This window comes from Acinetobacter sp. FY731, from assembly GCF_059515905.1.
Map to the genome: position 1 here is coordinate 226500 of NZ_JCAKNB010000001.1, position 24651 is coordinate 251150.

The window sequence follows — 24651 nt, forward strand, 5'->3', positions numbered from 1 at the left end:
TTACTATTCAGCATCAAATTACCCATTAAAAAATCCATATATTCAAATGTAGGTTTTATCCCTAAATAAAAATGGATTTTTTATGAAAAATGATTTGAATAATTACGATCAGGCATTTTACGGACACCCAAAACCCCTAAGAGGTTTATTTTTTACTGAACTTTGGGAACGTTTTTCCTTTTATGGCGTTCGCCCATTATTGGTTCTGTATATGGCTGCCATGGTGTCACAAGGTGGTCTAGGTTTAGATTTACCAACGGCTTCTGCAATTGTTGGCTTATTTGCAGGCTCTATGTATTTAATGACGGTTTTTGGTGGTTGGATTGCCGATAATTGGCTTGGTCAAGCACGTGCTGTCTGGTATGGCTCAATCATTATGGCTTTAGGGCATTTATCTATTGCACTAACTGCTATTTCAAGCAATTTTTTTTTCTATTTCGGTCTTGTACTCATTGTACTTGGGTCTGGTTTATTCAAAACATGCATCTCTGTCATTGTAGGCACGCTCTATGAAGCTAAAGACTCACGCCGAGATGCTGGCTTTTCCATTTTTTATATGGGAATTAATTTAGGCTCTTTTATTGCCCCACTCATAACAGGCTTCCTTGTTAAGGATTATGGCTGGCATTTAGGCTTTGGTGCAGGCGGATTAGGCATGCTTGTTGCTCTTTTCTTATTTCGCTCAATGACCGTTCCCGAACTTACCGAGTTCAGCAAAGCTAGAGCACTAGATAACTCTTGGAAACAAGCAACCAATAAAAATCCTCATGCACCTAAAATTGTCATGGGCTTTTTAGCTATTTGTGCAGTTGTTATTGCATTAACAACAATGGGCGTTATTACAATCAACCCTATTTTACTTGTTACTTATTTAACAATTACGATATGCATTACAATTGTTACTTACTTCGCCTATCTTCTATTATTTTCAAAAACTACAAATAAAGAGAAAAAACAACTCGTTATTTGCTTTATTTTACTCATTATTGCTGCTTTATTTTGGTCAGCATTTGAACAAACACCAACATCTTTCAACCTTTTTGCACAAGATTTCACAAATAAATATGTCTTTGGATATGAAATCCCAGCAGTTTGGTTTCAATCAATCCTCTCTTTGTCATTATATGTGCTCCTATTATGGCTTGGCTTTGGGTAAAGCTTGGTAAATCCAACAAAGATCCTAGTTATATTTCTAAATTTATTATTGCTTTAGTTCTTGCTGCTTCAGGCTTTGGACTTATGGCTTTGGCAAGCTATTCTGTTATTGAAAATGGTGGGACTTTGGTTTCACCTTGGTGGCTGATTTCAACCTTCTTCTTATTAACCATGGGTGAGCTTTGTTTAAGTCCAGTTGGTCTTTCAACTATGACTAAGTTAGCACCAAGTATTATTCGTGGTCAGGTGATGGGACTATGGTTTACAGCATCTGCTCTTGGCAACTTAATGGCAGGTTTAATTGGTGGTCATGTATCTCAAGACTCACTACAAGATTTACCCACCTTATTCATACGTTGTGTAGTTGCTTTAATGATTGGTGCTATTGTTCTACTTATTATCAAAAAACCTATTCTTAAACTTATTTCAGATTGTGACGACAAACCCAAAACAGCGGAAACAATATAATGAATGCTTCAACAAAACTTAAGTGCTTACGCGAGCACATGCAACAACACAATATTGACGCTTTCATTGCGCTAAGTGCCGATCCACACATGTCAGAATACCTGCCTGATTATTGGAAAATTCGACAATGGTTAACAGGATTTACAGGCTCCGTTGGAACGCTACTCATTACCCAAGATATAGCAGGATTATGGGTTGATGGTCGCTATTGGGTACAAGCTGAAACTCAATTACAAAATACTGGATTTAGTCTTCAAAAACTAACAAGTGATGAAAATTCAACTCATTGGGCTTGGCTAAAGCAGAATCTTAAAAAGAATGCGCGTGTTTCTGTAAACACACAAACCATTTCTGTTCAGCAATTTGAAACACTACAAAATATTGCAACTCAAAATCAATTTACCGTTGTTGAAAACATCGACTTAATAACTGAAATTTGGCAAGACCGTCCTGCTCTACCAACACATGCAATTTATGAAATGCAAGAAGGTATAAATGCCTTATCTCGCACTGAAAAAATTGCAAAAATGAGAGACGCTCTGAGCAGTAAAAAAATTACAGGTCATTTCATTTCGGCAGTAGATGATATTGCATGGATATTGAATTGCCGTGGTACCGATGTTGAATACAACCCCGTATTTCTATCTCACCTATATATTGATGAAAATCAAGTTGTCTTATTTTGCGATCAAAACAAATTTGATGATGTATTACTTAATCGATTCAAAAACGAAAAAATCACCATTTCAGGTTACACAGAAAGCGATAAATTCTTAAATAAATTACAGGTTCCTAGTGTATTAATTGATCCTGCAAAAGTATCGTTTTATCATCAAAGTGCGTTATCTCCAAAAATTCATATCCATCATGACATTAACCCGAGTACGCTATTTAAATCACAAAAACATGAAAGCGAGATTGCACATATTCGCCATGCTATGCAAAAAGATGGTGTTGCGCTCTGTCATTTCTTCCATTGGTTAGAAAATGCTTTAAAAAATAAAGAAGTAATTAATGAACTCACCATCGATGAAAAAATTATAGCGTATCGTGCTGAACAAGATGGTTTCCTTGGGTTAAGTTTTTCTACTATTGCAGGCTTCAATGCCAATGGTGCATTACCTCATTACCGAGCTACACCTGAAAGCTATAGTGACATTCAAGGTGATGGATTACTCCTAATTGACTCAGGTGGGCAATATCAGGATGGTACAACAGACATTACGCGTGTTGTTCCTGTAGGCACACCATCAGAAGCTCAAAAACGAGATTACACCCTTGTTTTAAAATGCCATATTGCATTAGCTCAAGTGGTTTACCCAGAAGGCTTAGCAGCTCCTCTACTTGACTCAATTGCACGCCAACATTTATGGCAACATCAGTTAGATTATAGACATGGTACGGGGCACGGAGTTGGCTTTGCACTGAATGTGCATGAAGGACCACAAGTATTATCATACTACGCACCTATTCACACCTACTCAAAACTACGTGAAGGCATGATTATTTCCAATGAGCCTGGCTTATACCATGAGGGGAAATATGGCATCCGTCTTGAAAACTTAGTGGTTAATCGACTCAAAGAAAATAAGGAAACCATTTATGGCGATTTCTTAGAGTTTGAAACATTAACCCTCTGTCCAATGCATTTGGATGTTATTGATCAAAGCCTTTTAACTATTGAAGAAAAAGCTTGGTTAAATCAATACCACACCACTGTTCGAGAAACACTTTCACCCTATCTATCAGGTGAGGTTTTAGATTGGCTAATTTACAACACACGTAATATTTAAAGAAATGTGACGACATGCTAAAGACAATTGAAACATCTTAAATTAATCTTAATCACTTAATAAAAGACCAAGCCTAATGGTTTGGTCTTTTTATATTTGCTTTTAATTCACTAGACTTGATGTTTTTTTCAAAGCTTTTATAGTAAAAGAATCAATAAACACACTTAAACCCATGAATCTTTCCCCAAAGCTTCTCTCCTTAATGATTCAAGTACTAAAACTAAACCTATTTAAAGTTCGATCTTTAACCCTAGGTGAAATCATTTTATGTCGTTCCATTTTTGGAGATTTAATTGATTACAAACAAGTCAAAATTATGAATCAACCCTATTTACCGTGGCAACATACCTATGTATTTATGGCACCCAAAGGCAATATTCACAGTAAAGATTCAATTTATAGAGACGATTACTCAAAAGAAAATATCAATTTTCAAGCAGTTTTCATTCATGAAATGACACACGTTCTGCAATACCAACGTAAAATTAATGTGCTATTACAAGGTGCTATATTACAAAGTGCTTATTACCTCAGTTTTAAAAACTACAATCCATATAAATACCAACTTATTAAAGACAAATCTTTTTGGTCGTATAACATAGAACAACAAGGTGATATCGCTCGAGATATTTTTTTAAAGAAAATTCCCAATATTATTTTAAAAAACTAAAAACCATAAAAGAGGTCTAATTTATTATTTTATCAGTCAATTTTATTTAATCACCAATAAACATCATTACCCCCTAGCTTCTCTGCCAATTTACTATAAAATGATAAAGCGCTGTTTTGCACTGCTAAATTCAATACTTTACAGTGAAATAATTATGGTTTTGCCTTTTGGCAGTATTTTTTTAGCATCAAACACATCACACCAGATTAAAAATATAATAAATATTAAATGGTTAAATGTGTTTAAACCTATAAGGAATAGGATTAAATTTAAATGAAATCTTTTAAAATTGCCCTAGCTCAGTTCTCTCCAGAAATTGGCAACATTGACGCTAATGTTCAAAAAATGATTGAACAAGTAAATGAAGCAAAAAAACAAAACGCTGATTTAATCGTTTTTCCAGAACTTTCTACAATCGGTTACCCAGCAGAAGATCTTTTACTTCGTCCAAGTTTAACAAAACGCACCGAAAACGCGTTTAAAGCACTAAGTGCCGTTCAAAATATTGTGATGGTTTTTGGTTTTGTAAACCAAACTGAAGATGGTCAACGTTATAACTCAGCTGCAGTTATGAAAGATGGTCAAATCTTAGGTATTTACAACAAACAGAATCTACCAAACTATAGTATTTTTGATGAAAAACGCTATTTCAGCGAAGGTCATCAACATCTTGTATTTGAATACTTAGGTCATAAGTTTGGTGTATTAATTTGTGAAGATGTTTGGTCTCTACCAACCGTACAACAACTTGCCAAACTTAATGTTGAAACCGCACTTGTACTCAATGCATCTCCATACGAAGTGGGTAAACCACAACACCGTGTAGCAACAATGTCTGAGCTTGCTAAACAGCTCAACATTAACTTGGTTTATACCAACCAAGTCGGTGGTCAAGACGATTTAGTCTTTGATGGCACAAGCTTTGTTATTAACAACAGTGGTTCAGTTGCACTTCAAGCAGAAACATTCAAAGAAGCGCTTCTTATTGCTGAATACGAAATTGAAAATAAAGCCTTCAAACAAGCTTCTATTGCACCTGCTTTAGACACTATGGCTGAAATTTATCAAAGCCTTGTTCTAGCAACACGTGACTATGTGACTCGCTCAGGCTTCCCTGGTGTTATTCTAGGTCTATCTGGTGGTATCGACTCAGCACTAACACTTGCTATTGCTGTAGATGCAATTGGTGCAGATAAAGTACAAGCTGTAATGATGCCTTATACATACACAGCACAAATTAGTGTTGAAGATGCAGCGGAACAAGCGAAAAATATGGGTGTTACTTTCGGTATTGCCGAAATCAACCCTATCGTAAATAGCTTTATGCAAACGCTTTACCCATTCTTTGGTAACAGTCCTGCAGATGCTACGGAAGAAAACTTACAAGCACGTGCACGTGGTACATTGCTTATGGGGCTTTCAAACAAGTTTGGTAATCTTGTCCTTTCTACAGGCAACAAATCTGAACTTGCTGTTGGCTACTGCACGCTTTACGGCGATATGGTTGGCGGTTTTGCTGTCCTTAAAGACGTGTACAAAACAATTGTATTTGAACTTGCGAAATACCGTAACAGCCTTTCAGAAACACCTGTTATTCCTGAACGTGTAATTACTCGCCCACCATCAGCAGAATTGCGTCCAGATCAAAAAGATCAAGACTCTTTACCTGCTTACGATGTTCTAGATGCTATTCTTTATGCCTACATTGAAGAAGATGTAAGTCAAGACGATATTATCGCTAAAGGCTTCGATAAAGACGTTGTAGAGAAAGTCATTAAACTTGTAGATCGTAACGAATACAAACGCCGCCAAGGTGCAATTGGCCCACGTATTACCTCACGTGCATTTTCACGTGAACGCAGATACCCAATTGTGAATGGTTGGAAACCTGGAATTTAATTTTCCAATAAAAAAAGGCCCAAACAAAAGTTTGGGCTTTTTTTATATCAACACTTTTAAATAACTTAAATTACAAATAAAAAAAGACCACGTTTTGGAACGTGGTCTATAAAAATGGTGGCTATGACGAGACTTGAACTTGTGACCCCCGCATTATGAGTGCGGTGCTCTAACCAACTGAGCTACATAGCCGTAAACTGTGGACGCATTATCTAGATTTCAAAGTCTACCGTCAAGCACTTATCTTCTCAAATGTTCAGACTTTATACGAAATAATACTTTTTTATTAATTTTTAATTTAATTTTCCTTTTTTAACCAAAAAAATAAGATTAAGGTATTCAATATATGCATTAAGATTTTTTCTAAAAATATGAAAACTTGGAAAATACTCACAACATACACAGCAATATCATTATTAAGTGCATGTTCTGTCATTTCCCCTTTGGTAGTCGATTACAATGGAGTTAGACGTGATGTGGCAACAGCCATCAATCAAAACTCACTTCTGAGTATTTCAAGCAGACAAGTACTCGTTGCTTACGCCAAAGAACAACAGAAAATTTTAAGTTCTCAATATCAAAGTGAAGAACAACAAAAACTGCTTGCAAAAGAAAGAGCCGTTGGCACATATTGCGCACAACAAAAAGTATCTGCTAAAAAATTAAACTGGGTAGATTCAAAAATATTTATTTTGCCTGAACAGCAGGAAAAACTAAGACACAACCAAGCTTTGCAAAACACTATTCGATTAAACACATCTGCAATTGACTGTACAAATAAATTTTAGATAAAAAAAGACCACGTTTTGGAACGTGGTCTATAAAAATGGTGGCTATGACGAGACTTGAACTTGTGACCCCCGCATTATGAGTGCGGTGCTCTAACCAACTGAGCTACATAGCCGTAAACTGTGCGCGCATTATCTTCTGATATGATATGCACGTCAAGCACTAACCGTGCTAATTGTACAAAAAATAGTGAAGTGAGCCGATAAGCCGGGTTCTGTCGTGAACGATCATTCCTCTAGGCGCACAATCACTCATGCGCTCAAGCGACCTACCCGAATCCAGCATGGGCCATGCCTAATGGATTCCTATTTGGTCTTGCTTCCGGTGGGGTTTACCTCGCCATGAACTGTTACCAGCCATGCGGTGCGCTCTTACCGCACCCTTTCACCCTTACCTTCGATTCTAATTGCTTAGAAACATAATGAAGGCGGTCTTCTCTCTGCTGCACTTGCCGTCGGTTTACACCGCCCAGGCGTTACCTGGCACCTTGCCCTATGAAGCCCGGACTTTCCTCCCCTGCTTCAATCACGGAGATTTCCACAGCAGCGATCGTCTGGCTCACTTCGAGGCGCATATTAACAAATATACAGACTAATTGCTTGATGTTTTTTGATCAGTTAGTTTTTCATACTTCGCTTGAAGCTGTTCTTGTGTTTCCACATGATTCGGATCTAGCGGAATACAATCGACTGGGCAGAACAACTGACACTGCGGTTCATCATGATGTCCCACGCACTCTGTACATAAATCTGGGTGAATTTCATAAATGATCTCCCCCATAAAAATAGCCTCGTTTGGGCATACAGGCTCGCACACATCACAGTTAATGCACTCATCAGTTATATATAAAGACACTTTACCAACCTTGTTTATGCTTTCGCTCAAATGCTTCTACCACAGCATGTGGTACAAACTGGGTTACATCACCTTGTAAACGTGCAATTTCACGTACAAGTGTCGATGAAATAAATGAATACTGTTCCGATGGTGTTAAAAATACAGCTTCAAAACTAGAATCTAAACGACGATTCATATTTGCCAATTGAAATTCGTACTCAAAGTCAGAAACAGCACGCAAACCGCGCAACACAGCAGTGGCTTTTTGCTCGCGAAAAAAATTCACAAGTAAACCATCAAAACCAATAAATTCAACATTCGGCAAATGTTTTAAAGACTCTCTTGCCAATGCCACACGCTCTTCCAGAGTGAATACGGGGTTTTTATGGTGACCAATTGCAATTGCAACAACCACTTCATCGAACATTTTAGCTGCTCGTGAAACTAAGTCGATATGACCATTGGTAATTGGATCAAAAGTCCCTGGATAAATTACGCGAGTTTTAGACATCCATTTTGCTCTGTTTCAATGACAGATGGCTATTTTATCAAAAAGTAATTTTTTAGGTGAATAAACCTGTCATTTTTATTAAATATCTCATACAAACTTCTAAAATTCATTGAATAGCTTTACATTTATCAATTGTCTTTAAGCCTATGTTTGGGGCACAATAGACATAAGTTTGGAAGTAACTGATTATGGCGAAGGTAGAAGTTAAAAAAAATTCGAGTGGAACAATTGCACTAAACAAGCGTGCCCGCCACGATTATTTTATTGAAGAAAAATTTGAAGCTGGTCTTTCACTACAAGGCTGGGAAGTTAAATCTATGCGTGCTGGTCGTATGACCATTGTAGAAAGCTATATTACATTTAAAAATGGTGAAGCTTTCCTATTTGGTGCGCAGGTTCAGCCTTTACTTAGTGCATCAACACATGTTGTTCCTGAAGCAACACGTACACGTAAGCTTTTGCTCAATCGTCGTGAAATTGAAAAATTACAAGGTGCAATTAACCAAAAAGGTTACTCTTGCGTACCTTTAGCGTGCTACTGGAAAGGTAGAAATGCCAAACTGGAAATTGCCTTAGTAAAAGGTAAACAGCTGCATGACAAACGCGCCACTGAAAAAGACCGCGATTGGCAACGTGATAAAGCTCGAATTTTCCATAAATAAAACATTAAAAAAACCTCCACTTGGAGGTTTTTTTACATCTATAAAAAATATGTTTATTTCAAAGAAATATAAAGACCTACAAAATTATTCTTAAAATCAAAAGTTAATTTACGAAAATTTTCCAAACCCACTTAAAAATATGAGCAACCATATCAGGAAATAAATAGCCGATAACAGCACATGCGATAATCGTAAAAATAACAATTTTAATAGAACTTGTTTCAAGTCCAAGATATAGCGATGAAAAAAGTGCTAATCCTAAGCCAAGAAAAACCCCACCTATAGAGTAATATAGTGCCGCGATTAACCGATCATTATTATTCATTCTTATATTCTAGTAAGCCTATGTATTAACTCAATATAACTTAGAAAACATCGAATACACCAACAAAATGTTTGGCTACGGTATTTTTAATTTAAGCGTAAAGTTTGTGTAGCAATATGCTTTCCAAACCAAATTGCTGTATCTAAATCGCCTTTGGGTGGTGTTACATCGACTGGTGCATTATCCGATTGCGTCATTAAACCCAAAAAGCTCGACATACGATTTACATCTTCAACAGTGCGTCCTGTTGCCATTAAAGGCAAACCAGACCAAAGCATGCCGTGTTGCATAGCAAATAAATTAATTTGCTGTAACACCGCTAATTTATCGCCACTTAAACCACCGCCATTGGTAAACGCCGCCGCCAATTTTCCCTGCCAAGTACGTGCCAACCATCGCTTAGATGATTGCTCCATAAACAATTTCATGGCTGCACTTATACTTCCCATATAAGTTGGGCAACCGAAAATAATTGCATCTGCTGTATCCAATACATCCCAATCAATTTGTTCTACATTCATTACAGAAACACAAATACCAGCCTCTAAAGCGCCTTGTTCAATATAACGAGCAACTTTAGCTGTATGCCCATAAGGACTGTGATAAACAATAGCGAGAGATTTAGAAGATACAGACATATCAATCAAAACAAGAAATTTGGAGAAAGTTTAGCATTTTCATTGGATAAAGACGAATGTTGTCATACGCCCTGTTTTCGATTCGCGGCGATATGAAAAATATTCATCATCTTGCGTATATGAACATTGATCGCCACCAAGCACAGCTTCAACGCCATGTAAATTTAAAATATAACGCGCAATTGCATATAAATCTGCATAGAATTTTCCATCAACTTTTCCTGCAATGAATGCACTATCCAATGCTGGATATTTTGAACAAAAAGCATCTTTAACTTCTGTACCAATTTCAAAACAAGGTTGGCTAATAGCAGCACCTAACCATGCCCATGTTGGTTTGGTTTCCATAGCCACTATTGTATTTTCAATAATGCCGTTTGCTAAACCACGCCAACCTGCATGTAAATTTGCAACTTCTGTACCTTCAGCATTGCCTAAAACAACAGGTAAACAATCTGCAGTCATCATCATCAATGCATGAGACTTAGATTGAGTCACCAATCCATCTCCAACCAAGGCATCAAAGGTTATTTGATCATTTACAGTGTGGCAAATAGTGCTATGAGTTTGCGTCATCCATGTAATTTTATTCACACCCAATTGGGCAAAGTCTTCCAATAACATCATGCGATGCTGCTGAACGCGATCAGCTTGATCATTGACATGCAATGCAACATTAAAACCCGCCAATTCAGGCTGATCAGCACTTAATGTTTTGTCATGATGCACTCTTGTTTGCCCCACAAAAACACCTTGTGGTAAGCCTTGAACAAATTGCATGTCAATATCCTTATAGAATCGTTAATACTTAAAAATTAGTACGCTTTATTTTCCGTACGAAGTACTTCAACCAATTGTGCAAAATCTTCAGGCCATGGCGCTTCAAACATCATGTCTTCACCTGTTTTAGGATGTACCAAACCTAATTTTGCTGCATGTAGCGCTTGGCGTTTAAAGCCACGTAAAGTCTCTGCAAGAAGCTCTGATGAACCCGCAGGTAAACGCACACGAGGCATATAAACAGGGTCGCCAATTAAGCCATAACCAATATAGCTAAAATGTACACGAATTTGATGCGTACGACCTGTTTCTAAACGTGCTTGAACACGCGTAAAGTGCTGGAAACGCTCCTTTACGTTGTAATGCGTAACAGCATCTTTACCACCAGGTAGAACAGTCATTTTTACACGGTCTACAGGATGACGTTTAATAGGTTCATCAATCGTGCCACCCGCAATAATGTTGCCATATACAATAACATCATAAATACGATAAACAGATTTTTTAGCCAATTGCTTACTTAAAGAAAATTGAGCTTCAAGATTTTTAGCAACAACCAATAAACCACTTGTATCTTTATCGATACGATGCACTAAACCTGCACGTGCAAGTTCAGAAGATCTTGGATAATGATGAAGCAATGCATTTACCAAAGTTCCTGTTGAATTACCCGCACCAGGATGAACAACCATGCCAACAGGTTTATTAATCACCAATATATCGTCATCTTCATACACAATATTCAAAGGAATATCTTCTGGTAAGCTGCGAGTTTGGGCTTCAAGCTCAACATTTAATGTTAAAACTTCATCACCTTCACACTTGTACTTTGGCTTAACACTGTTACCATTAACCAATAAATGACCATCTTTCAGCCACTGTTTTAATCTTTCTCTGGAATAATCATTCCAAATCAAGGCTGCAACTTGGTCGATACGTTGCCCTAAATAGCTTTCATCCAGTTGAAATTGCAACGATAAACGTGTTGCAGTTACTTCGGAAGTATGGTTATCTGCTTCCTCAGAATCATCAAATATATGGAAGTCAGTTTCAGGGGCATTTGAATTGGAAGATTGTGCTTGGCTCATTGGATCATTCAGAAAAAAGTGGTTTAATTGTGCAATTGTAGCTCATTGCCCGGAATAACAGAGGAATTTTTATGTCGCTACCACGTTATAAAATTACAATGCTTGCTTTAACGATTGGTTTAACTGCGTCAATCGTAGGCTGTAGCAGTAATCCAAAAAAAGAAGTGGTCGATACAGGTCCGCAGTCTAGCGAACAAGTTTATATTCAAAAAGCAGAAAAAGCACTTGAACGTGGTCAATATTCTGATGCATTAAAAAGCTTAGAAGCGATTGAAACATATTATCCAACAGGTGAATATGCAGAACAAGCGCAACTAGAATCAATTTATGCAAAATTTCAGCAAAAAGATTACGAAGGTACAATTGCTCTCGCTGAACGTTTTATTAAAATGAATCCACAACACCCAAATGTTGATTATGCCTACTATGTTCGTGGTGTAGCGAACATGGAGCAAAACTACGATGGTCTTATTCGTTTTACTTCGCTCAAGCAATCGCATCGTGATGTAAGCTATTTAAAAGTTTCTTATCAAAACTTTGTTGACTTTATTCGTCGTTACCCTTCTAGCACTTATGCAGTAGATGCTGCACAACGTATGAAGTTTATTGGTAATGAACTTGCTGAATCAGAAATGAATGCCGCTCGTTTTAACGAAAAACGTAAAGCTTGGGTTGCTTCTATTGAACGTGCACAATGGGTGGTAGAACACTATCCAAACACACCTCAAGTTCCTGAAGCGCTTGCAATGATCTCAAATGGTTATGCACAACTTGGTGACAAACAACTTGCTCAGCAATATGCAGATGTTCTAAAACTTAACTCACCAAAGCTTGTTAAAGCTGATGGTACGGTAAATATGCGTGCTGCGCGCAATCAAGGTAGCTTACTAAACCGTGCAACTCTAGGGTTATTTGGTCGTGAAGCAACAACATCTGCTGAAACTGAAATTCAAGCACCTCAAGACGAAAACAAACCTAGCTTATTAAACCGTGCAAGTTTTGGTTTATTAGATCGTCCTGATACTCGTAAAACACCCGAAGGTTACACACCAGTAGGTGAAAGCTTATACGATAGTCATCGCAAATAAGCCTGATTAAGCATCGCATTTTCAGCAAGGGCAAGTTATCATACTTGCCCTTTTGCTTTTGCATGTATCAACATTTTAGACATGATTAAAAGCTAGACAAATTTAAGTTCAGTCGCTAAATTGTGATTATAGATGAATCACATACTGAAAATATTCGTATCGACACAAAACCTATTTAGACCGACACAGAAACGATAGAAGACTTATGGCAATTCCTCAGCACACGATAGATCAAATTTTAGATCGCACAGATATTGTCGATTTAATTGGTCAACGTGTGAAATTAAAAAAGTCTGGTCGTACATATTCAGGCTGTTGCCCTTTCCATCAAGAAAAATCACCATCTTTCCACGTATATGCAGACAAACAGTATTACCACTGCTTTGGTTGCCAAGCCAATGGCAATGCTATTCGCTTCTTAATGGATATTGATGGACGTAACTTTGTTGAGGTCATGAAAGATCTATCTAGCCAAACAGGCATTGATCTTCCAAAAGATAATCAAGAATCTAAAAAAATTCTCTATAAACGAGAAACGAAAAAGCCAACACCACCCAAAACAGCGGAACAACAAACAACACCTAATACTGCAGAAAACAGCACTCCTGTTGCCTTCGACCCTTTCGAGGACTTTCAAACACCAAGCGACCCTTTTGCAGACTTTGAACAGTTTCACATTGAAGATGAAGCACCCGCGCAAGAAGGTAATCTTTTCGATTTATTGGAAAATATCGCGCAGTTTTACGAACGCCAACTCCCCAACAGCCAATCGGCACAACAATATTTCAAAAAACGTGGTTTAACTGAAAAAACGCTTCAATTTTGGCGTTTAGGTTATGCACCTGAAGATTGGCAACATTTAGAAAAAGCATTTCCTCAAGATATTGAAGGATTAAAACTTTTAGGTCTTATTCGTACTAGCGATAGCGGACGCGATTTTGATCTCTTACGTGATCGCGTTATTTTCCCTATTCGCGATACAAAAGGTCGTGTTGTCGGTTTTGGTGGTCGTGCACTCAATGATGAAATAAAGCCCAAATATATCAACTCGCCCGATTCTGAGGTCTTTCATAAAAACCAACTCTTGTATGGTTTATATGAAGGACGGAAAGAAAAAGCCCATGACTATTTAATGGTTGAAGGTTATATGGATGTTATTGCTTTACAGCAATGCGGCATTCATGGCGCAGTTGCGACATTAGGTACAGCAAGTAATACAGAACACTTAAATATTTTATTTAAGCAAAATAACCGCATTACCATTGCTTTTGATGGTGATGCCGCAGGTCAAAAAGCAGCACGTAGAACCTTAGAAATAGCACTTCCTCTCTTAAATGATGGTCGTGAACTTAAGTTCTTCGTATTACCGAACGATCACGACCCAGATTCATTAATTCGACGTGAAGGTGTTGAAAACTTCAAGCGCTTGCTTGAACACTCACCACTCATGTCTGAGTTTATTTTTAGTCATTTATCTCAAAACCATAATGTCACAACACCTGAGGGTAAAAGTCAGGTGATGGCAGAACTCAAACAACTCACAGAACTACTGCCTAAAGTTGGTTCATATCGTTATTTATTGCAACAATATTTTCGTGAAAAGCTAGGCTTCAATCGTAAATGGCAGCCACAAGTTAATAACGATGCCGCTCTAAGCTTTAGCACCAAAATTGATGCTGAAGAATATGTTGCTGCCATTTTAATGAATCATCCATATTTATATATTCATTTTGAACCTTTACGTGCACTGATTCCGCAAGATCAATTGCTTTATAAGATATTGAATATATTTAATATTATTTTTGATGAGTTACCTGATGATACCGAACAAGCAAAATATTATGTATTAGGCTCATGTGCAAATCATCACTTTGATTTACAACGAATTTTACAACAAGCAAATGTCAGTGATTACACCACATCTCCAGAACAAGCAGATAAACTTGCTGCCGATTTTTCAACAAAATTACAGCATCAATATTTGCAACAAAAAATTCGCTCGAAAAAATTTACAAGCATTGCCGAAATGAAAAACTTAAAACATCAAATTTATATGATTGATAAAAAAAGATCGCTTACTCTTATTGATGAATAAACGATCCTTAATTTTCTAACTTAATTTATCAGCTTAATTTTAGTGTTTTGGCTTACGTCGCTTTTCAATCACATCATTTAAACTATTTTGCAACACTTCCAATCCTTCAGGATCTTCTGCCTTAGCCGCTTCACGCAATAAAATTGATGTGGGATGTAATAGCTTTTGTGTTAAACGCACAGAAAAATCTTCTAAAACTTTTTCAGCACTCTCACCTTTTTGCAACAAGAACAACGCATGTGCTAATTCTTCTTGACGCAAAACATCACCATGCTCACGATACTTCTGAATGGTACTACCAGCACCTTTAATTTTTTGCTGTGTAATTAATTCTGTCGCAAGCTGATTCACCATAACTTCAGCTTCAACCGCAGCTTGTCTACGCTGTGATAAATTTTCCTCAATCACACTTTGTAGGTCATCTACACCATACAAATAAACACCATCAAGTGTTTCAACTTTCGCATCGATATCGCGAGGCACTGCTAAATCGACCAATAACATTTGTTGATAGCGACGCTTTTTCAATGCCCTTTTTACATCATTAAAATGAATAACTTGATGCAAACTACCAGTACAACTTGAAATTACATCAGCTCGATGTAAATTCTCTGCAAGCTGATCAAACTCTATAATTTCCACTTGTACACGATGTGCAATTTCCTGTGCCAAACTCTCTGCTCTAGCACGCGTTCTATTGCATATAATGACTTTCCCCACCCCCATTTCAGCCAAATGTTTAGCAACTAAACTATTCATTTCACCTGCTGCAACCACCATGACAGTTAATTCTTCAGGTTTGCTAAAAACTTGTAATGCCAATTGTGCTACAGCATAGCCCATAGAAACAGCATGGCTACCCACAGCTGTTTCTGAACGCACGCGTTTAGCCGCATAAAAAGCATATTCAAAAATTTGATTGAGTTCAGGAGAGACGGTTTCGGAATCTTTTGCTAAAGCTAGTGCAGTTTTAACTTGCCCTAAAATTTGAGGCTCACCAAGCATTAAAGAATCAAGCCCACTTGCTACACGCATTAAGTGTGTAACAGCCTGAGTATCTTCATAACGATAGACATGATTTGCAAGTTGCTTTACATCAATACCATTTACTTGAGCGAGCCAATTCAACACCATGTCAACATTATCCGACATAGCGTAAACTTCAGTACGATTACATGTCGAAACCACCACCATTTCATTAAGATCTTGATGTTGGCTTTGACTTTCAAGTAAAGCACTTAACTTTTCAGGATTAAATGCAACTTTCTCTCGCAACTCTACAGAGGCGGTTTGATGGTTGACACCCAATGCAAAGAAAGACATATCAGGTCATCATTTCCTTAAATTTATGCTATTGTGCAATATTGGTGTCATAAAAACATTACTTGGGTTAAGAAAAATTCGTCAAATAAATAGCCGAATAAACGGCATAAGAATCAAACAATATTCTACCACAATCTTACTCGTTGGTAGCATGTTCTCTGTTGCACAACTTCATGCAGCTGGAGAAATATACCATGCAAATTCAAAATACAACGCAATACAACAAAGTATGATTGCGGAATTTGCTATGGCATACCACGATATTCCAACAGCTTTACATAATTATACAGTGCTTGCAATTAAAGGTAACTCTACTGCCGTTAAGCAACGCGCTTTAAATATTGCGATTGAACAAGAAGATTTAAGTGCAGCTCTAGAAATTGCAACACATTGGGTTGTACAAGAACCTAAAGATGTCCCTGCTTTATTCTATTTATCTCATATTGCACTCAAATCACATGAATATGAGCTTGCTGCAGAAACACTCGATAAAATTTTAAAAATTGATCCCAATGCTGAACTTGAAGAAATTCTAGCAAGTATTTCTCCAGAACTAGTTTCCGATCGGGAAAATCTTATTCAAGCCTTGCAATCTAGCAATGAAAAAGCCAATCCATCCATTTTGGTCCTTATTGCTGGTCTTCAAGCACAAAATAATCAACTAGAAGCTGCCTTAAATACAATCAACCAAGCTTTAAAAAAACGTTCAAAGGCAACAAGTTATATCTTAATGAAAGCCAATCTATTAAATGCACTTGGCGACCAAAAAGCAACTTTAGACTGGTATGAAAAATCAAGCAAAAAACACAAAAATAACTATGATATTCATATTGCCGAAGCAAAATTTTTAGTCAAACAAAATAGAAATGTAGACGCATTAAATAAACTTGAGCACATCATTAAAAAATGGCCCACACAAGAAGAAGCTCTATTTATCGCAGGTCTAACCAGTATTGATTTGCATGAATATGAAAAAGCTGAAAAATATTTAGTTGAATTACGGTCTTCCAATCAATATCAGAACGAAGCTTATTATTATTTGGCGGTTAATGCCGAACGCAAAGAACATTATGAAACCGCAAAGGCATATTACCGTTTAGTAGATGGCAGTTTGTACTCTATTTCTCGTCGTAGCATGATCTCTATTTTTGCAAAACAAAATCAGCTTAATGATGCTCTCAGATTCTTAACTCAAGAACGTGTGAACTATCCACATCAATCAAGCTTTTTGTACCAAGCTCAAGCTGAAATTCTAATTATGATGAATAACAAAAAGGCGGCTTTACGCCTACTTGATGAAGCCATTAAAAACATTCCAGATGATCCAGAGCTTATTTATGCAGAAGTTCTTTTACTTAATGCACATATTGATAAAGAAAAATTAGATAAGTTACTCAAAGACTTATTAGAGTTAGAACCAAACAATCCTGCATATTTAAACGCATACGCATATACGCTTGCATTGCAAAATCGAAATCTTAAAGAAGCGCGTGAAATTGCTGAACACGCAGCAGATCTGGCACCAGAACAAGCATCAATTTTAGACACATTGGGCTATATCACGTACTTGCAAAATGACTTTGCTGCATCTGCAAAAGCACTCAAAAAAGCGTATGAGCTTAGTGCAAGCGTAAAAATTGGGGTGCGCTACGCAATGGCGCTTTATATGCAAGGAAAAATGCCGCAATTTGAACACGTGTTACAAGAATTACAAGCAAATCACCAAAATGATCCTCAATTGGAACCACTGAATTCCTTACTATTACCGCAGTCTACAAAAAAGAGCTAAACACACCATGGGAACTTTTAAAAAGTTAAGTTTAAGTCTTATCACAAGCACAATTTGCTTAACAGGTTGTCAGCAATTCACTCAACCCCTTGGTAGTGCTCCAACACAATTGGTAGAAGCCAATAATCAATTTAATTTACAAGGAAAAATTGGTGTACGAACACCACAACAATCTGGAAGTGCATTCTTTCGATGGGTTCAAGAACAGCAAGAGTTTGATATTGAACTCAGTGGTATGTTGGGTATAGGAAAAACACAAATTTCAGGCAAACCAGGACATGTGACACTAAACAGCTCAAATACTGGTTTAGTAACAGCCAGTAGCCCAGAAGAGCTTCTAGAACAAGCAACAGGATGGAAAGCACCCATCACAAATTTAGTCAGTTGGATTCAAGCACGACCAGCTTCATCAACTGCAAAAATTCACAAAGATGAGAATAATCGTCCAATTCAATTTATTGAAGACGATTGGACTGTCGATTTAACTTACAACGACCAAGCAACACTTCCAAATAAACTAATTTTGAAGCAAGCACTTGAGTCTGGGCAAGAAAATCGTATTACAATGATTATTCAAAACCGTTAATTTTGTATGTCTATGATTCGTGTTCCCTCACCTGCCAAACTTAACCTGTTTTTGCACATTACTGGACGCCGTGAAAATGGCTACCATGAATTGCAAAGTATCTTCCAACTCATTGATTTATATGATTGGTTGGAATTTAACCCCAATGAATCTCATAAAATTCAAATTGATGGTTTAAATAACGTAGATTTGCAGCAAAATTTAATTTTCAAAGCCACAGAAATTCTAAAACCTTATGCGAAAAAGCTAACAGGTTTAAATATTTCTATTGAAAAAAATATTCCAATGGGTGCTGGTTTAGGCGGAGGATCATCCAACGCAGCAACAACACTCATTGTGGTTAATCAACTATGGAAATGTGGTTTATCTATTGAGCAACTTGCAGATTTAGGTGTAAAGCTAGGAGCAGATGTTCCTATTTTTGTACATGGTTTAAATGCTTGGGCAGAAGGCATTGGCGAACACTTAACATTCATAGACTTAGATCAAAAAAAATTCATTGTCTTAAAACCTGATTGTTTTATCAGCACTCAACTGCTTTTTTCGCAAAAATCATTGACAAGAGACACAAAGCCCACTAAATTTTGCGCCTATCAGTTAACGCCATCTAATTTTGGAAATAATTTTGAGCCTTTGGCAAGAAGTTTATATCCAGAAGTAAATGAAGCAATGCAATACTTAGATCAGTTCGGTAAAGCAAAACTTACAGGTACAGGTGCTTGTGTGTTTATTGAGGTAACTAAAGAAATGAATGTTAATGACATTCTTGAAAATTCACCATGTAAATCTTACTTGGTTTGTAGTTTAAAAGAATCTCCATTACGCCATTTTGAAGTTTGTTAGGGGTATCGCCAAGTGGTAAGGCACCGGGTTTTGATCTCGGCATCCGTTGGTTCGAATCCAGCTACCCCTGCCATTTAACTCACCTGTAGATGTACTGTATTAGGGGTATCGCCAAGTGGTAAGGCACCGGGTTTTGATCTCGGCATCCGTTGGTTCGAATCCAGCTACCCCTGCCATCTTACAGTCATCGAATTTAGGGGTATCGCCAAGTGGTAAGGCACCGGGTTTTGATCTCGGCATCCGTTGGTTCGAATCCAGCTACCCCTGCCATTTTCTCAAAAAAGACAGAGCAATAGTTTACTGTTCAAATGTTAATTAACCTTGACATGACGCTGTAAAAATATTAAAGTTCTGCCGCATTAGGGGTATCGCCAAGTGGTAAGGCACCGGGTTTTGATCTCGGCATCCGTTGGTTCGAATCCAGCTACCCCTGCCATCTATTTCCATATATTCCAACCGCCAAGGGTGCTTCATGCCCAATCTTGTCGTTTTTAGTGGAACCGCGCATCCACAATTCGCTCAAAAAGTCGTAAGTCACTTACATATTCCTCTAGGCGCTGCCTCTGTAGGTCAGTTCTCTGATGGCGAAATTGCTGTCGAAATTACTGAAAATGTTCGTGGTAAAGACGTATTCATCGTACAACCAACTTGTGCACCAACTAATGATAACCTTATGGAAATCTTAGTTATGGCTGACGCGTTACGCCGTGCAAGTGCTGGTCGTATTACTGCAGTTATTCCTTACTTCGGTTATGCTCGTCAAGATCGTCGTCCTCGTTCAGCTCGTGTTCCAATTACTGCAAAAGTTGTAGCAGATATGCTTACAACTGTAGGTGTTGACCGTGTTGTTATGATCGACCTTCACGCCGACCAAATCCAAGGTTTCTTCGACATTCCTGTTGACAACATTTACGGTACGCCAGCGCTTTTAGCTGACTTACGCCAACAGTCGCATCACAATCTGATGGTTGTTTCGCCTGACGTTGGTGGTGTAGTACGTGCTCGTGCTGTTGCTAAACAAATGGGTGATATCGATCTTGCGATCATTGATAAACGTCGTCAAAAAGCAAATGAATCACAAGTGATGCATTTGATTGGTGATGTTAAAGATCGTGACTGTGTCATTGTTGATGACATGGTGGATACTGCAGGTACTCTTTGTAAAGCCGCTGATGCATTAAAAACTTTTGGTGCTCGCAAAGTTGTCGCTTATGCAACTCACCCAGTTTTATCTGGTAAAGCGATTGAAAACTTAAAGAACTCTGTTATTGATGAATTAGTTGTTACAGACACTATTCCTCTTTCAGAAGAAGCTTTAGCACTTGGTAAGATTCGCCAAGTTTCAGTAGCAAGTATGGTTGCTGAAACAATTCGTCGTATTAATAACGAAGAATCTATTAGCGCAATGTTCGATTCTTATCTATAATAGAGCGCTAAAATTTCAAAGCCCTGCTTTTTGCAGGGCTTTTCTAGTACTAAATCGGTCGCAGATTTAGTCCAATTAAACTTAAATAGGATGTCTATCATGGCAAACTTCGTATTAAACGCAGCAGCACGTGAAGAAGCAGTACAAGGGAAAGGTGCGAGCCGCCGCCTTCGTCTTCAAGCTAAAGTTCCAGCTATCATCTACGGTGGCGAAGCAGCTCCTGTAACAGTTACTTTAGAGCTTCGTGAACTTGTTAAAGCGCTTGAAAACAACGCTTTCTTTGAAGAAGTTGTTGAAATCAACATCGACGGTAAAGTTGAAAGCGTTAAAATCCAAGCTTTACAACGTCACCCAGCTAAAAACACTCCAATGCACGCTGACTTCAAACGCGCATAAGTGTTAATGGTGTAAATTAGTGTCTAATATTTCACTGATTGTAGGTTTGGGCAACCCTGGTAAAGAGTATGCCCAAACCCGCCATAATGCAGGTTTTTGGTTCGTTGAACGCCTTGCAGATCAATATGGCATTTCCCTCAAAACTGATCCTAAATTCCACGGAATTAGTGGTCGTGGTAATATCGAAGGTCAAGACGTTCGTCTACTTTTACCCACAACATTCATGAACCTTTCAGGTAAAAGTGTTGTTCCTTTCGCAAAATTCTACAATATTGCTCCTGAATCAATGCTCATTGCACACGATGAACTCGATATGAACCCAGGTGTCATTCGCTTAAAAACAGGCGGTGGTCATGGTGGTCATAATGGTTTACGTGACATTGTTCCGCATACAGGTCCCAACTTCCATCGTTTAAGAATTGGTGTTGGTCATCCGGGTTCTAAAGAGCGTGTATCTGGTCATGTTCTTGGTAAAGCACCAAGTAGTGAGCAAAATTTAATGGATGATGCAATTTCACATGCATTATCACGTATTAAACTTTTGGTAGATGGCGATGTACAACAAGCTATGAACCAAATTAATGCGTATAAACCGAACTGATAAATCCACAAATTGTTAATCAATGCTGCTTGCCTTGTTGCCTTTTTAAGAGCAAAATGCGCCTCAACTGATGATTAATTCAGTAAGCCATACATATTTGATTAACCATCCGATAAAATCTTAGGTCGACTAAGGGGACGCTAGCTATGCTATCTCGTTTATTAAAAGCCAAAATCCACCGTTGCGTAGTGACTCAAGCAGAATTACATTATGAAGGTTCATGCGCAATTGACGGTATATTATTAGATTTAGCTGGTATCCGTGAATATGAAGAAATTCATATGTGGAACGTAACAAATGGTAAACGTTTTACAACCTATGCAATTCGTGGTGAAGAAGGTTCAGGAATTATCTCTGTAAACGGTGGTGCTGCCCTTCAAGCAGATGTTGGCGATTTAATGATTATTGCAACATTTGGTGATTTTACCGAAGCTGAAGCAGATGCACATAAACCACGCTTAGTTTATGCCAACCCAAATAATACTGTGAACCACACAGCGAACTGTATTCCAGTTCAAGTTGCTTAATACGCAACTCACAAATATAAAAAGCTCGCAAAATGCGGGCTTTTTTATTGCCATAAATTTTTCTTCTCATTTTTTATTCTATGGATAGCACTGATCGTTCTATAAAAAGAACTCCTTCATTACCTGAAAGAGGTCTATAATAGATTTTATCGCTTCAGGGCGGGGTGTAATTCCCCACCGGTGGTAATTTTAGGGTATACCGCATATATAACTAAAACAGCCCACGAGCTTATTGTGAAATCACAATTCGCAGATTTGGTGAAACTCCAAAGCCGACGGTATAGTCCGGATGAAAGAAGACGACAGCATTCACATATTCACTTTCTCTCTTTTATAAATTGAGAGGTGAATTCGCTACGAGCCTATTTTCACATGTCCTGGAATGTTCAACCGTACTTAAAATTTACGAGAGCGTTTCAATGTCTAGTTTAATTCAACCCGAAATTTTCTTTTCCGCTTTAACTCCAGCAGAAGAGCGCATTCAACAAGCACTTGAAGACATCCGCCAAGGCAAACCTGTTTTGGTAATGGATGATTTTGATCGTGAAAATGAAGCTGATTTAATTGTTGCTGCCGAAACACTCACCACTGAAACAATGGCACGTATGATTCGTGATGGTTCAGGAATTGTATGTTTATGCTTAACAGATGAATTAGCAGATCATTTAGAACTACCACCAATGGTTGCAGATAACTCAAGTCAATTTAAAACCGCTTTTACAATCACTATAGAAGCAGCTGAAGGCGTGACTACAGGTGTGTCGGCTAAAGACCGCACAACAACAGTAAAAGCTGCCATTAAAGATGGTGCTATCGCTTCTGACTTAAACCGTCCAGGACATGTATTCCCCTTACGTGCACGTAAAGGTGGTGTACTTGAGCGCCGTGGACATACAGAAGGTACTATCGATTTAGCACGTTTAGCAGGCTTAAAACCGTCTGGTGTGTTATGTGAACTTACTAACCCAGATGGAACAATGGCATCAGGTATTCAAGTTTTAGCTTATGCTCAAACACACCACTTAACAGTGATCACCATTGATGAAATTGTGCAATATCGCTTAACGCATAATATTTAAAGTAAAAGCTCCCAACAAAGGGAGCTTTTTTGACACTCTATTTTTAATAATTTAAATAAAAATACTGAGTATTCCGTAGAGTGCAACAAAGACTAAAACAAGACCACATAGCATCAATATATGATGATAAATCTTAGACTTAGAGAGTTTATTGAATCCTAAATACACCAAACTTAATGTTGCAAAATCTAAAACAATCCAACTTAGCGTTAGTACGATTAAACTCAAGTCTAAGTTCGATGTAATACCGACAAATTGAGGGAAAAAGGATGCAAAGAAAATAATATCTTTCGGATTTGAAATACCCACCAAAAAACCTTGCTTAAAACCACCTGCCGATGATTCTAGTTTCACCTCAGCATTTAAGCCTTTTCAGCAAAAGCTTCTCGAATAATACTAATACCTAAGTAGGCAATATACAAACATCCTAAAATTTTGACTGTATTAAACCAAAATTCACTGACATCTAATAAACCTTTGAAAATAAGTACGGATAATGCAATTAAAATTAAAGATGCTAAATTTGTTCCAAAAATCGTTTGTAAGGCTTTTCTATATCCACCTTTTAACCCTGCACTTGCGACGAGCAACATAACTGGGCCAGGTGTTGCAATCATCACAACAACAGCAAAACAATATAGAAAATATTCAGTCCAATTCACACTTCCCTCCTCTTTTAGCTTTTAATCATAAAAATAAAAAAGAGAGCTTAATCGCTCTCTTCCATATCTTTTAATAAACTTAAACTTATAACATCTGCTCGTAAAAATGCCATCTCAAAACTTGCTGTAGCCAAAGCTAAAACACGTCGTTCAAACTCCTGCCAGACAGATTTAACTTGCTTCTCTTGAATACCCAAACCACTTTCATCGGCAAAATTTTTATTTTTTTCACAAATCTTTAAAGCATGATAAAGCTTACGACCTTTAGATGCATCTTCACGTAAACGCACGCGCTTAGACAATACAAATTTTTCAGCTTGCTCTACATTTGCCAAAGGCAACATGGGTACTAAAATCTGATCAAGTTGAGCATCTAAGCGATGCCAAACTGAACTTTGTTGCTCTAATGAGTACGTATTCCATTTAATTACTTCATGGTTAAAGCGACGACAACCACGACATACCGAATCCCCAAATACCGTAGAGCAACGCCCCGCACAAGGTGTTAATGATGCGATTCGACGATCAGTACTCAAAATTTACTCCAATACAAATACACTAATGTTTGAATGATTTTAATTATGCATCATACCTGTTGAATGCAGATTTAAAAACCATAAA

General features: G+C 37.6%; 23 protein-coding genes, 6 tRNA genes, 1 other RNA gene, 2 pseudogenes and 1 riboswitch. Of the genes and pseudogenes, 20 read left to right on the forward strand and 12 right to left on the reverse strand.

Annotated features, from left to right (window positions below):
* Positions 1-82: 82 nt before the first annotated feature.
* From AC5YC8_RS01145 to AC5YC8_RS01160, 4 genes and pseudogenes are all read left to right on the forward strand, one after another.
* A pseudogene (locus AC5YC8_RS01145) lies at positions 83-1497 on the forward strand (peptide MFS transporter); the annotation flags it as partial.
* Positions 1498-1622: 125 nt separating this feature from the next.
* Positions 1623-3416 (forward strand): aminopeptidase P family protein, encoded by a 1794-nt coding sequence (locus AC5YC8_RS01150; RefSeq protein WP_496163272.1) that lies wholly within the window; start codon positions 1623-1625, stop codon positions 3414-3416.
* Positions 3417-3618: 202 nt separating this feature from the next.
* Positions 3619-4086 (forward strand): hypothetical protein, encoded by a 468-nt coding sequence (locus tag AC5YC8_RS01155; RefSeq protein WP_496163273.1) that lies wholly within the window; start codon positions 3619-3621, stop codon positions 4084-4086.
* Between the two features lie 273 nt (positions 4087-4359).
* Entirely contained in the window at positions 4360-5985 is a 1626-nt protein-coding gene (locus AC5YC8_RS01160) for an NAD+ synthase (RefSeq protein WP_496117519.1), read from the forward strand.
* Between the two features lie 115 nt (positions 5986-6100).
* Here the strand turns inward: AC5YC8_RS01160 and AC5YC8_RS01165 are convergent.
* A tRNA-Met gene (locus AC5YC8_RS01165) sits at positions 6101-6177 on the reverse strand.
* Positions 6178-6356: 179 nt separating this feature from the next.
* Between AC5YC8_RS01165 and AC5YC8_RS01170 the strand changes: the two genes are divergently transcribed.
* Entirely contained in the window at positions 6357-6773 is a 417-nt protein-coding gene (locus tag AC5YC8_RS01170; RefSeq protein WP_496117517.1) for a hypothetical protein, read from the forward strand.
* A 39-nt stretch (positions 6774-6812) separates the two neighbouring features.
* Here AC5YC8_RS01170 and AC5YC8_RS01175 read toward each other — a convergent pair.
* From AC5YC8_RS01175 to coaD, 4 genes are all read right to left on the reverse strand, one after another.
* Positions 6813-6889, reverse strand: a tRNA-Met gene (locus AC5YC8_RS01175).
* Between the two features lie 72 nt (positions 6890-6961).
* An RNA gene (rnpB, locus tag AC5YC8_RS01180) (RNase P RNA component class A) lies at positions 6962-7339 on the reverse strand.
* A gap of 26 nt (positions 7340-7365) precedes the next feature.
* The gene (locus tag AC5YC8_RS01185; RefSeq protein ID WP_496117515.1) at positions 7366-7629 is read right to left on the reverse strand and encodes a YfhL family 4Fe-4S dicluster ferredoxin; all 264 of its coding nucleotides are present in this window, start codon (positions 7627-7629) and stop codon (positions 7366-7368) included.
* Position 7630: 1 nt separating this feature from the next.
* Positions 7631-8122 carry a pantetheine-phosphate adenylyltransferase gene (coaD, locus tag AC5YC8_RS01190; RefSeq protein WP_496117513.1) on the reverse strand — a complete coding sequence of 164 codons (492 nt, stop codon included), beginning with the start codon at positions 8120-8122 and terminating at the stop codon, positions 7631-7633.
* 188 nt (positions 8123-8310) lie between these two features.
* Between coaD and smpB the strand changes: the two genes are divergently transcribed.
* The gene (smpB, locus tag AC5YC8_RS01195) at positions 8311-8784 is read left to right on the forward strand and encodes an SsrA-binding protein SmpB (protein WP_496117511.1); all 474 of its coding nucleotides are present in this window, start codon (positions 8311-8313) and stop codon (positions 8782-8784) included.
* 103 nt (positions 8785-8887) lie between these two features.
* Here smpB and AC5YC8_RS01200 read toward each other — a convergent pair whose 3' ends face one another.
* The 4 genes from AC5YC8_RS01200 to rluD all read right to left on the reverse strand — a co-directional run bounded on the left by AC5YC8_RS01200 (position 8888) and on the right by rluD (position 11615).
* Positions 8888-9109: a hypothetical protein gene (locus AC5YC8_RS01200; protein ID WP_496163274.1), complete on the reverse strand. Its 222-nt coding sequence runs from the start codon at positions 9107-9109 to the stop codon at positions 8888-8890.
* Between the two features lie 86 nt (positions 9110-9195).
* Entirely contained in the window at positions 9196-9747 is a 552-nt protein-coding gene (locus AC5YC8_RS01205) for a flavodoxin family protein (RefSeq protein WP_496163275.1), read from the reverse strand.
* A gap of 39 nt (positions 9748-9786) precedes the next feature.
* Positions 9787-10527, reverse strand: a complete 741-nt coding sequence (gene pgeF / locus AC5YC8_RS01210; RefSeq protein WP_496163276.1) for a peptidoglycan editing factor PgeF — start codon at positions 10525-10527, stop codon at positions 9787-9789.
* Positions 10528-10562: 35 nt separating this feature from the next.
* Positions 10563-11615, reverse strand: coding sequence for a 23S rRNA pseudouridine(1911/1915/1917) synthase RluD (rluD, locus tag AC5YC8_RS01215; RefSeq protein ID WP_496163277.1), 1053 nt, complete (start codon positions 11613-11615; stop codon positions 10563-10565).
* A 71-nt stretch (positions 11616-11686) separates the two neighbouring features.
* On the opposite strand from rluD, the gene AC5YC8_RS01220 reads away from it, so the two are divergent.
* Entirely contained in the window at positions 11687-12703 is a 1017-nt protein-coding gene (locus AC5YC8_RS01220) for an outer membrane protein assembly factor BamD (RefSeq protein ID WP_496117501.1), read from the forward strand.
* A gap of 205 nt (positions 12704-12908) precedes the next feature.
* On the forward strand, positions 12909-14798 hold the full coding sequence (locus AC5YC8_RS01225; RefSeq protein ID WP_496163278.1) for a DNA primase: 1890 nt from the start codon (positions 12909-12911) through the stop codon (positions 14796-14798).
* Between the two features lie 39 nt (positions 14799-14837).
* On the opposite strand, the gene hemA is transcribed toward AC5YC8_RS01225, so the two are convergent.
* On the reverse strand, positions 14838-16121 hold the full coding sequence (gene hemA / locus AC5YC8_RS01230; RefSeq protein WP_496163279.1) for a glutamyl-tRNA reductase: 1284 nt from the start codon (positions 16119-16121) through the stop codon (positions 14838-14840).
* A gap of 76 nt (positions 16122-16197) precedes the next feature.
* On the opposite strand from hemA, the gene AC5YC8_RS01235 reads away from it, so the two are divergent.
* From AC5YC8_RS01235 to ribB, 12 genes are all read left to right on the forward strand, one after another.
* Positions 16198-17910: a tetratricopeptide repeat protein gene (locus tag AC5YC8_RS01235; RefSeq protein WP_496163382.1), complete on the forward strand. Its 1713-nt coding sequence runs from the start codon at positions 16198-16200 to the stop codon at positions 17908-17910.
* 7 nt (positions 17911-17917) lie between these two features.
* Entirely contained in the window at positions 17918-18496 is a 579-nt protein-coding gene (gene lolB / locus AC5YC8_RS01240; RefSeq protein ID WP_496163280.1) for a lipoprotein insertase outer membrane protein LolB, read from the forward strand.
* 12 nt (positions 18497-18508) lie between these two features.
* Positions 18509-19339: a 4-(cytidine 5'-diphospho)-2-C-methyl-D-erythritol kinase gene (gene ispE, locus AC5YC8_RS01245; RefSeq protein ID WP_496163383.1), complete on the forward strand. Its 831-nt coding sequence runs from the start codon at positions 18509-18511 to the stop codon at positions 19337-19339.
* Positions 19338-19412: transfer RNA gene (locus AC5YC8_RS01250), tRNA-Gln, on the forward strand. Before ispE ends, AC5YC8_RS01250 begins: the two co-directional genes overlap by 2 nt.
* A 28-nt stretch (positions 19413-19440) precedes the next feature.
* Positions 19441-19515 (forward strand) — tRNA-Gln (locus tag AC5YC8_RS01255).
* A gap of 19 nt (positions 19516-19534) precedes the next feature.
* Positions 19535-19609 (forward strand) — tRNA-Gln (locus tag AC5YC8_RS01260).
* A gap of 91 nt (positions 19610-19700) precedes the next feature.
* A tRNA-Gln gene (locus AC5YC8_RS01265) sits at positions 19701-19775 on the forward strand.
* A 36-nt stretch (positions 19776-19811) separates the two neighbouring features.
* The gene (locus AC5YC8_RS01270) at positions 19812-20765 is read left to right on the forward strand and encodes a ribose-phosphate pyrophosphokinase (protein WP_496117493.1); all 954 of its coding nucleotides are present in this window, start codon (positions 19812-19814) and stop codon (positions 20763-20765) included.
* Positions 20766-20864: 99 nt separating this feature from the next.
* Positions 20865-21161 (forward strand): 50S ribosomal protein L25, encoded by a 297-nt coding sequence (rplY, locus tag AC5YC8_RS01275; protein ID WP_496163281.1) that lies wholly within the window; start codon positions 20865-20867, stop codon positions 21159-21161.
* 19 nt (positions 21162-21180) lie between these two features.
* Positions 21181-21762, forward strand: a complete 582-nt coding sequence (gene pth, locus AC5YC8_RS01280; RefSeq protein WP_496163282.1) for an aminoacyl-tRNA hydrolase — start codon at positions 21181-21183, stop codon at positions 21760-21762.
* A 146-nt stretch (positions 21763-21908) separates the two neighbouring features.
* Entirely contained in the window at positions 21909-22289 is a 381-nt protein-coding gene (gene panD, locus AC5YC8_RS01285; protein WP_153372096.1) for an aspartate 1-decarboxylase, read from the forward strand.
* A 147-nt stretch (positions 22290-22436) separates the two neighbouring features.
* Positions 22437-22594, forward strand: a riboswitch (FMN riboswitch).
* Positions 22595-22708: 114 nt separating this feature from the next.
* Positions 22709-23368, forward strand: coding sequence for a 3,4-dihydroxy-2-butanone-4-phosphate synthase (gene ribB, locus AC5YC8_RS01290; protein WP_496163283.1), 660 nt, complete (start codon positions 22709-22711; stop codon positions 23366-23368).
* 51 nt (positions 23369-23419) lie between these two features.
* On the opposite strand, the pseudogene AC5YC8_RS01295 reads toward ribB, so the two are convergent.
* Positions 23420-24030 (reverse strand): annotated as a pseudogene (locus AC5YC8_RS01295) (LysE family translocator).
* 47 nt (positions 24031-24077) lie between these two features.
* Positions 24078-24566 (reverse strand): DUF1289 domain-containing protein, encoded by a 489-nt coding sequence (locus tag AC5YC8_RS01300; RefSeq protein ID WP_496117482.1) that lies wholly within the window; start codon positions 24564-24566, stop codon positions 24078-24080.
* Positions 24567-24651: the final 85 nt, after the last annotated feature.

Bases quoted from the DNA above. Each gene is read 5' to 3' on its own strand.
- AC5YC8_RS01225 (WP_496163278.1), top strand. From the start codon at position 12,909: ATGGCAATTCCTCAGCACACGATAGATCAAATTTTAGATCGCACAGAT.
- rluD (WP_496163277.1), bottom strand. From the start codon at position 11,615: ATGAGCCAAGCACAATCTTCCAATTCAAATGCCCCTGAAACTGACTTC.
- coaD (WP_496117513.1), bottom strand. From the start codon at position 8,122: ATGTCTAAAACTCGCGTAATTTATCCAGGGACTTTTGATCCAATTACC.
- AC5YC8_RS01160 (WP_496117519.1), top strand. From the start codon at position 4,360: ATGAAATCTTTTAAAATTGCCCTAGCTCAGTTCTCTCCAGAAATTGGC.
- AC5YC8_RS01155 (WP_496163273.1), top strand. From the start codon at position 3,619: ATGATTCAAGTACTAAAACTAAACCTATTTAAAGTTCGATCTTTAACC.
- ispE (WP_496163383.1), top strand. From the start codon at position 18,509: ATGATTCGTGTTCCCTCACCTGCCAAACTTAACCTGTTTTTGCACATT.
- AC5YC8_RS01205 (WP_496163275.1), bottom strand. From the start codon at position 9,747: ATGTCTGTATCTTCTAAATCTCTCGCTATTGTTTATCACAGTCCTTAT.
- smpB (WP_496117511.1), top strand. From the start codon at position 8,311: ATGGCGAAGGTAGAAGTTAAAAAAAATTCGAGTGGAACAATTGCACTA.
- AC5YC8_RS01170 (WP_496117517.1), top strand. From the start codon at position 6,357: ATGAAAACTTGGAAAATACTCACAACATACACAGCAATATCATTATTA.
- AC5YC8_RS01220 (WP_496117501.1), top strand. From the start codon at position 11,687: ATGTCGCTACCACGTTATAAAATTACAATGCTTGCTTTAACGATTGGT.
- hemA (WP_496163279.1), bottom strand. From the start codon at position 16,121: ATGTCTTTCTTTGCATTGGGTGTCAACCATCAAACCGCCTCTGTAGAG.
- panD (WP_153372096.1), top strand. From the start codon at position 21,909: ATGCTATCTCGTTTATTAAAAGCCAAAATCCACCGTTGCGTAGTGACT.
- lolB (WP_496163280.1), top strand. From the start codon at position 17,918: ATGGGAACTTTTAAAAAGTTAAGTTTAAGTCTTATCACAAGCACAATT.
- AC5YC8_RS01150 (WP_496163272.1), top strand. From the start codon at position 1,623: ATGAATGCTTCAACAAAACTTAAGTGCTTACGCGAGCACATGCAACAA.
- AC5YC8_RS01200 (WP_496163274.1), bottom strand. From the start codon at position 9,109: ATGAATAATAATGATCGGTTAATCGCGGCACTATATTACTCTATAGGT.
- rplY (WP_496163281.1), top strand. From the start codon at position 20,865: ATGGCAAACTTCGTATTAAACGCAGCAGCACGTGAAGAAGCAGTACAA.
- ribB (WP_496163283.1), top strand. From the start codon at position 22,709: ATGTCTAGTTTAATTCAACCCGAAATTTTCTTTTCCGCTTTAACTCCA.
- AC5YC8_RS01270 (WP_496117493.1), top strand. From the start codon at position 19,812: ATGCCCAATCTTGTCGTTTTTAGTGGAACCGCGCATCCACAATTCGCT.
- pgeF (WP_496163276.1), bottom strand. From the start codon at position 10,527: ATGCAATTTGTTCAAGGCTTACCACAAGGTGTTTTTGTGGGGCAAACA.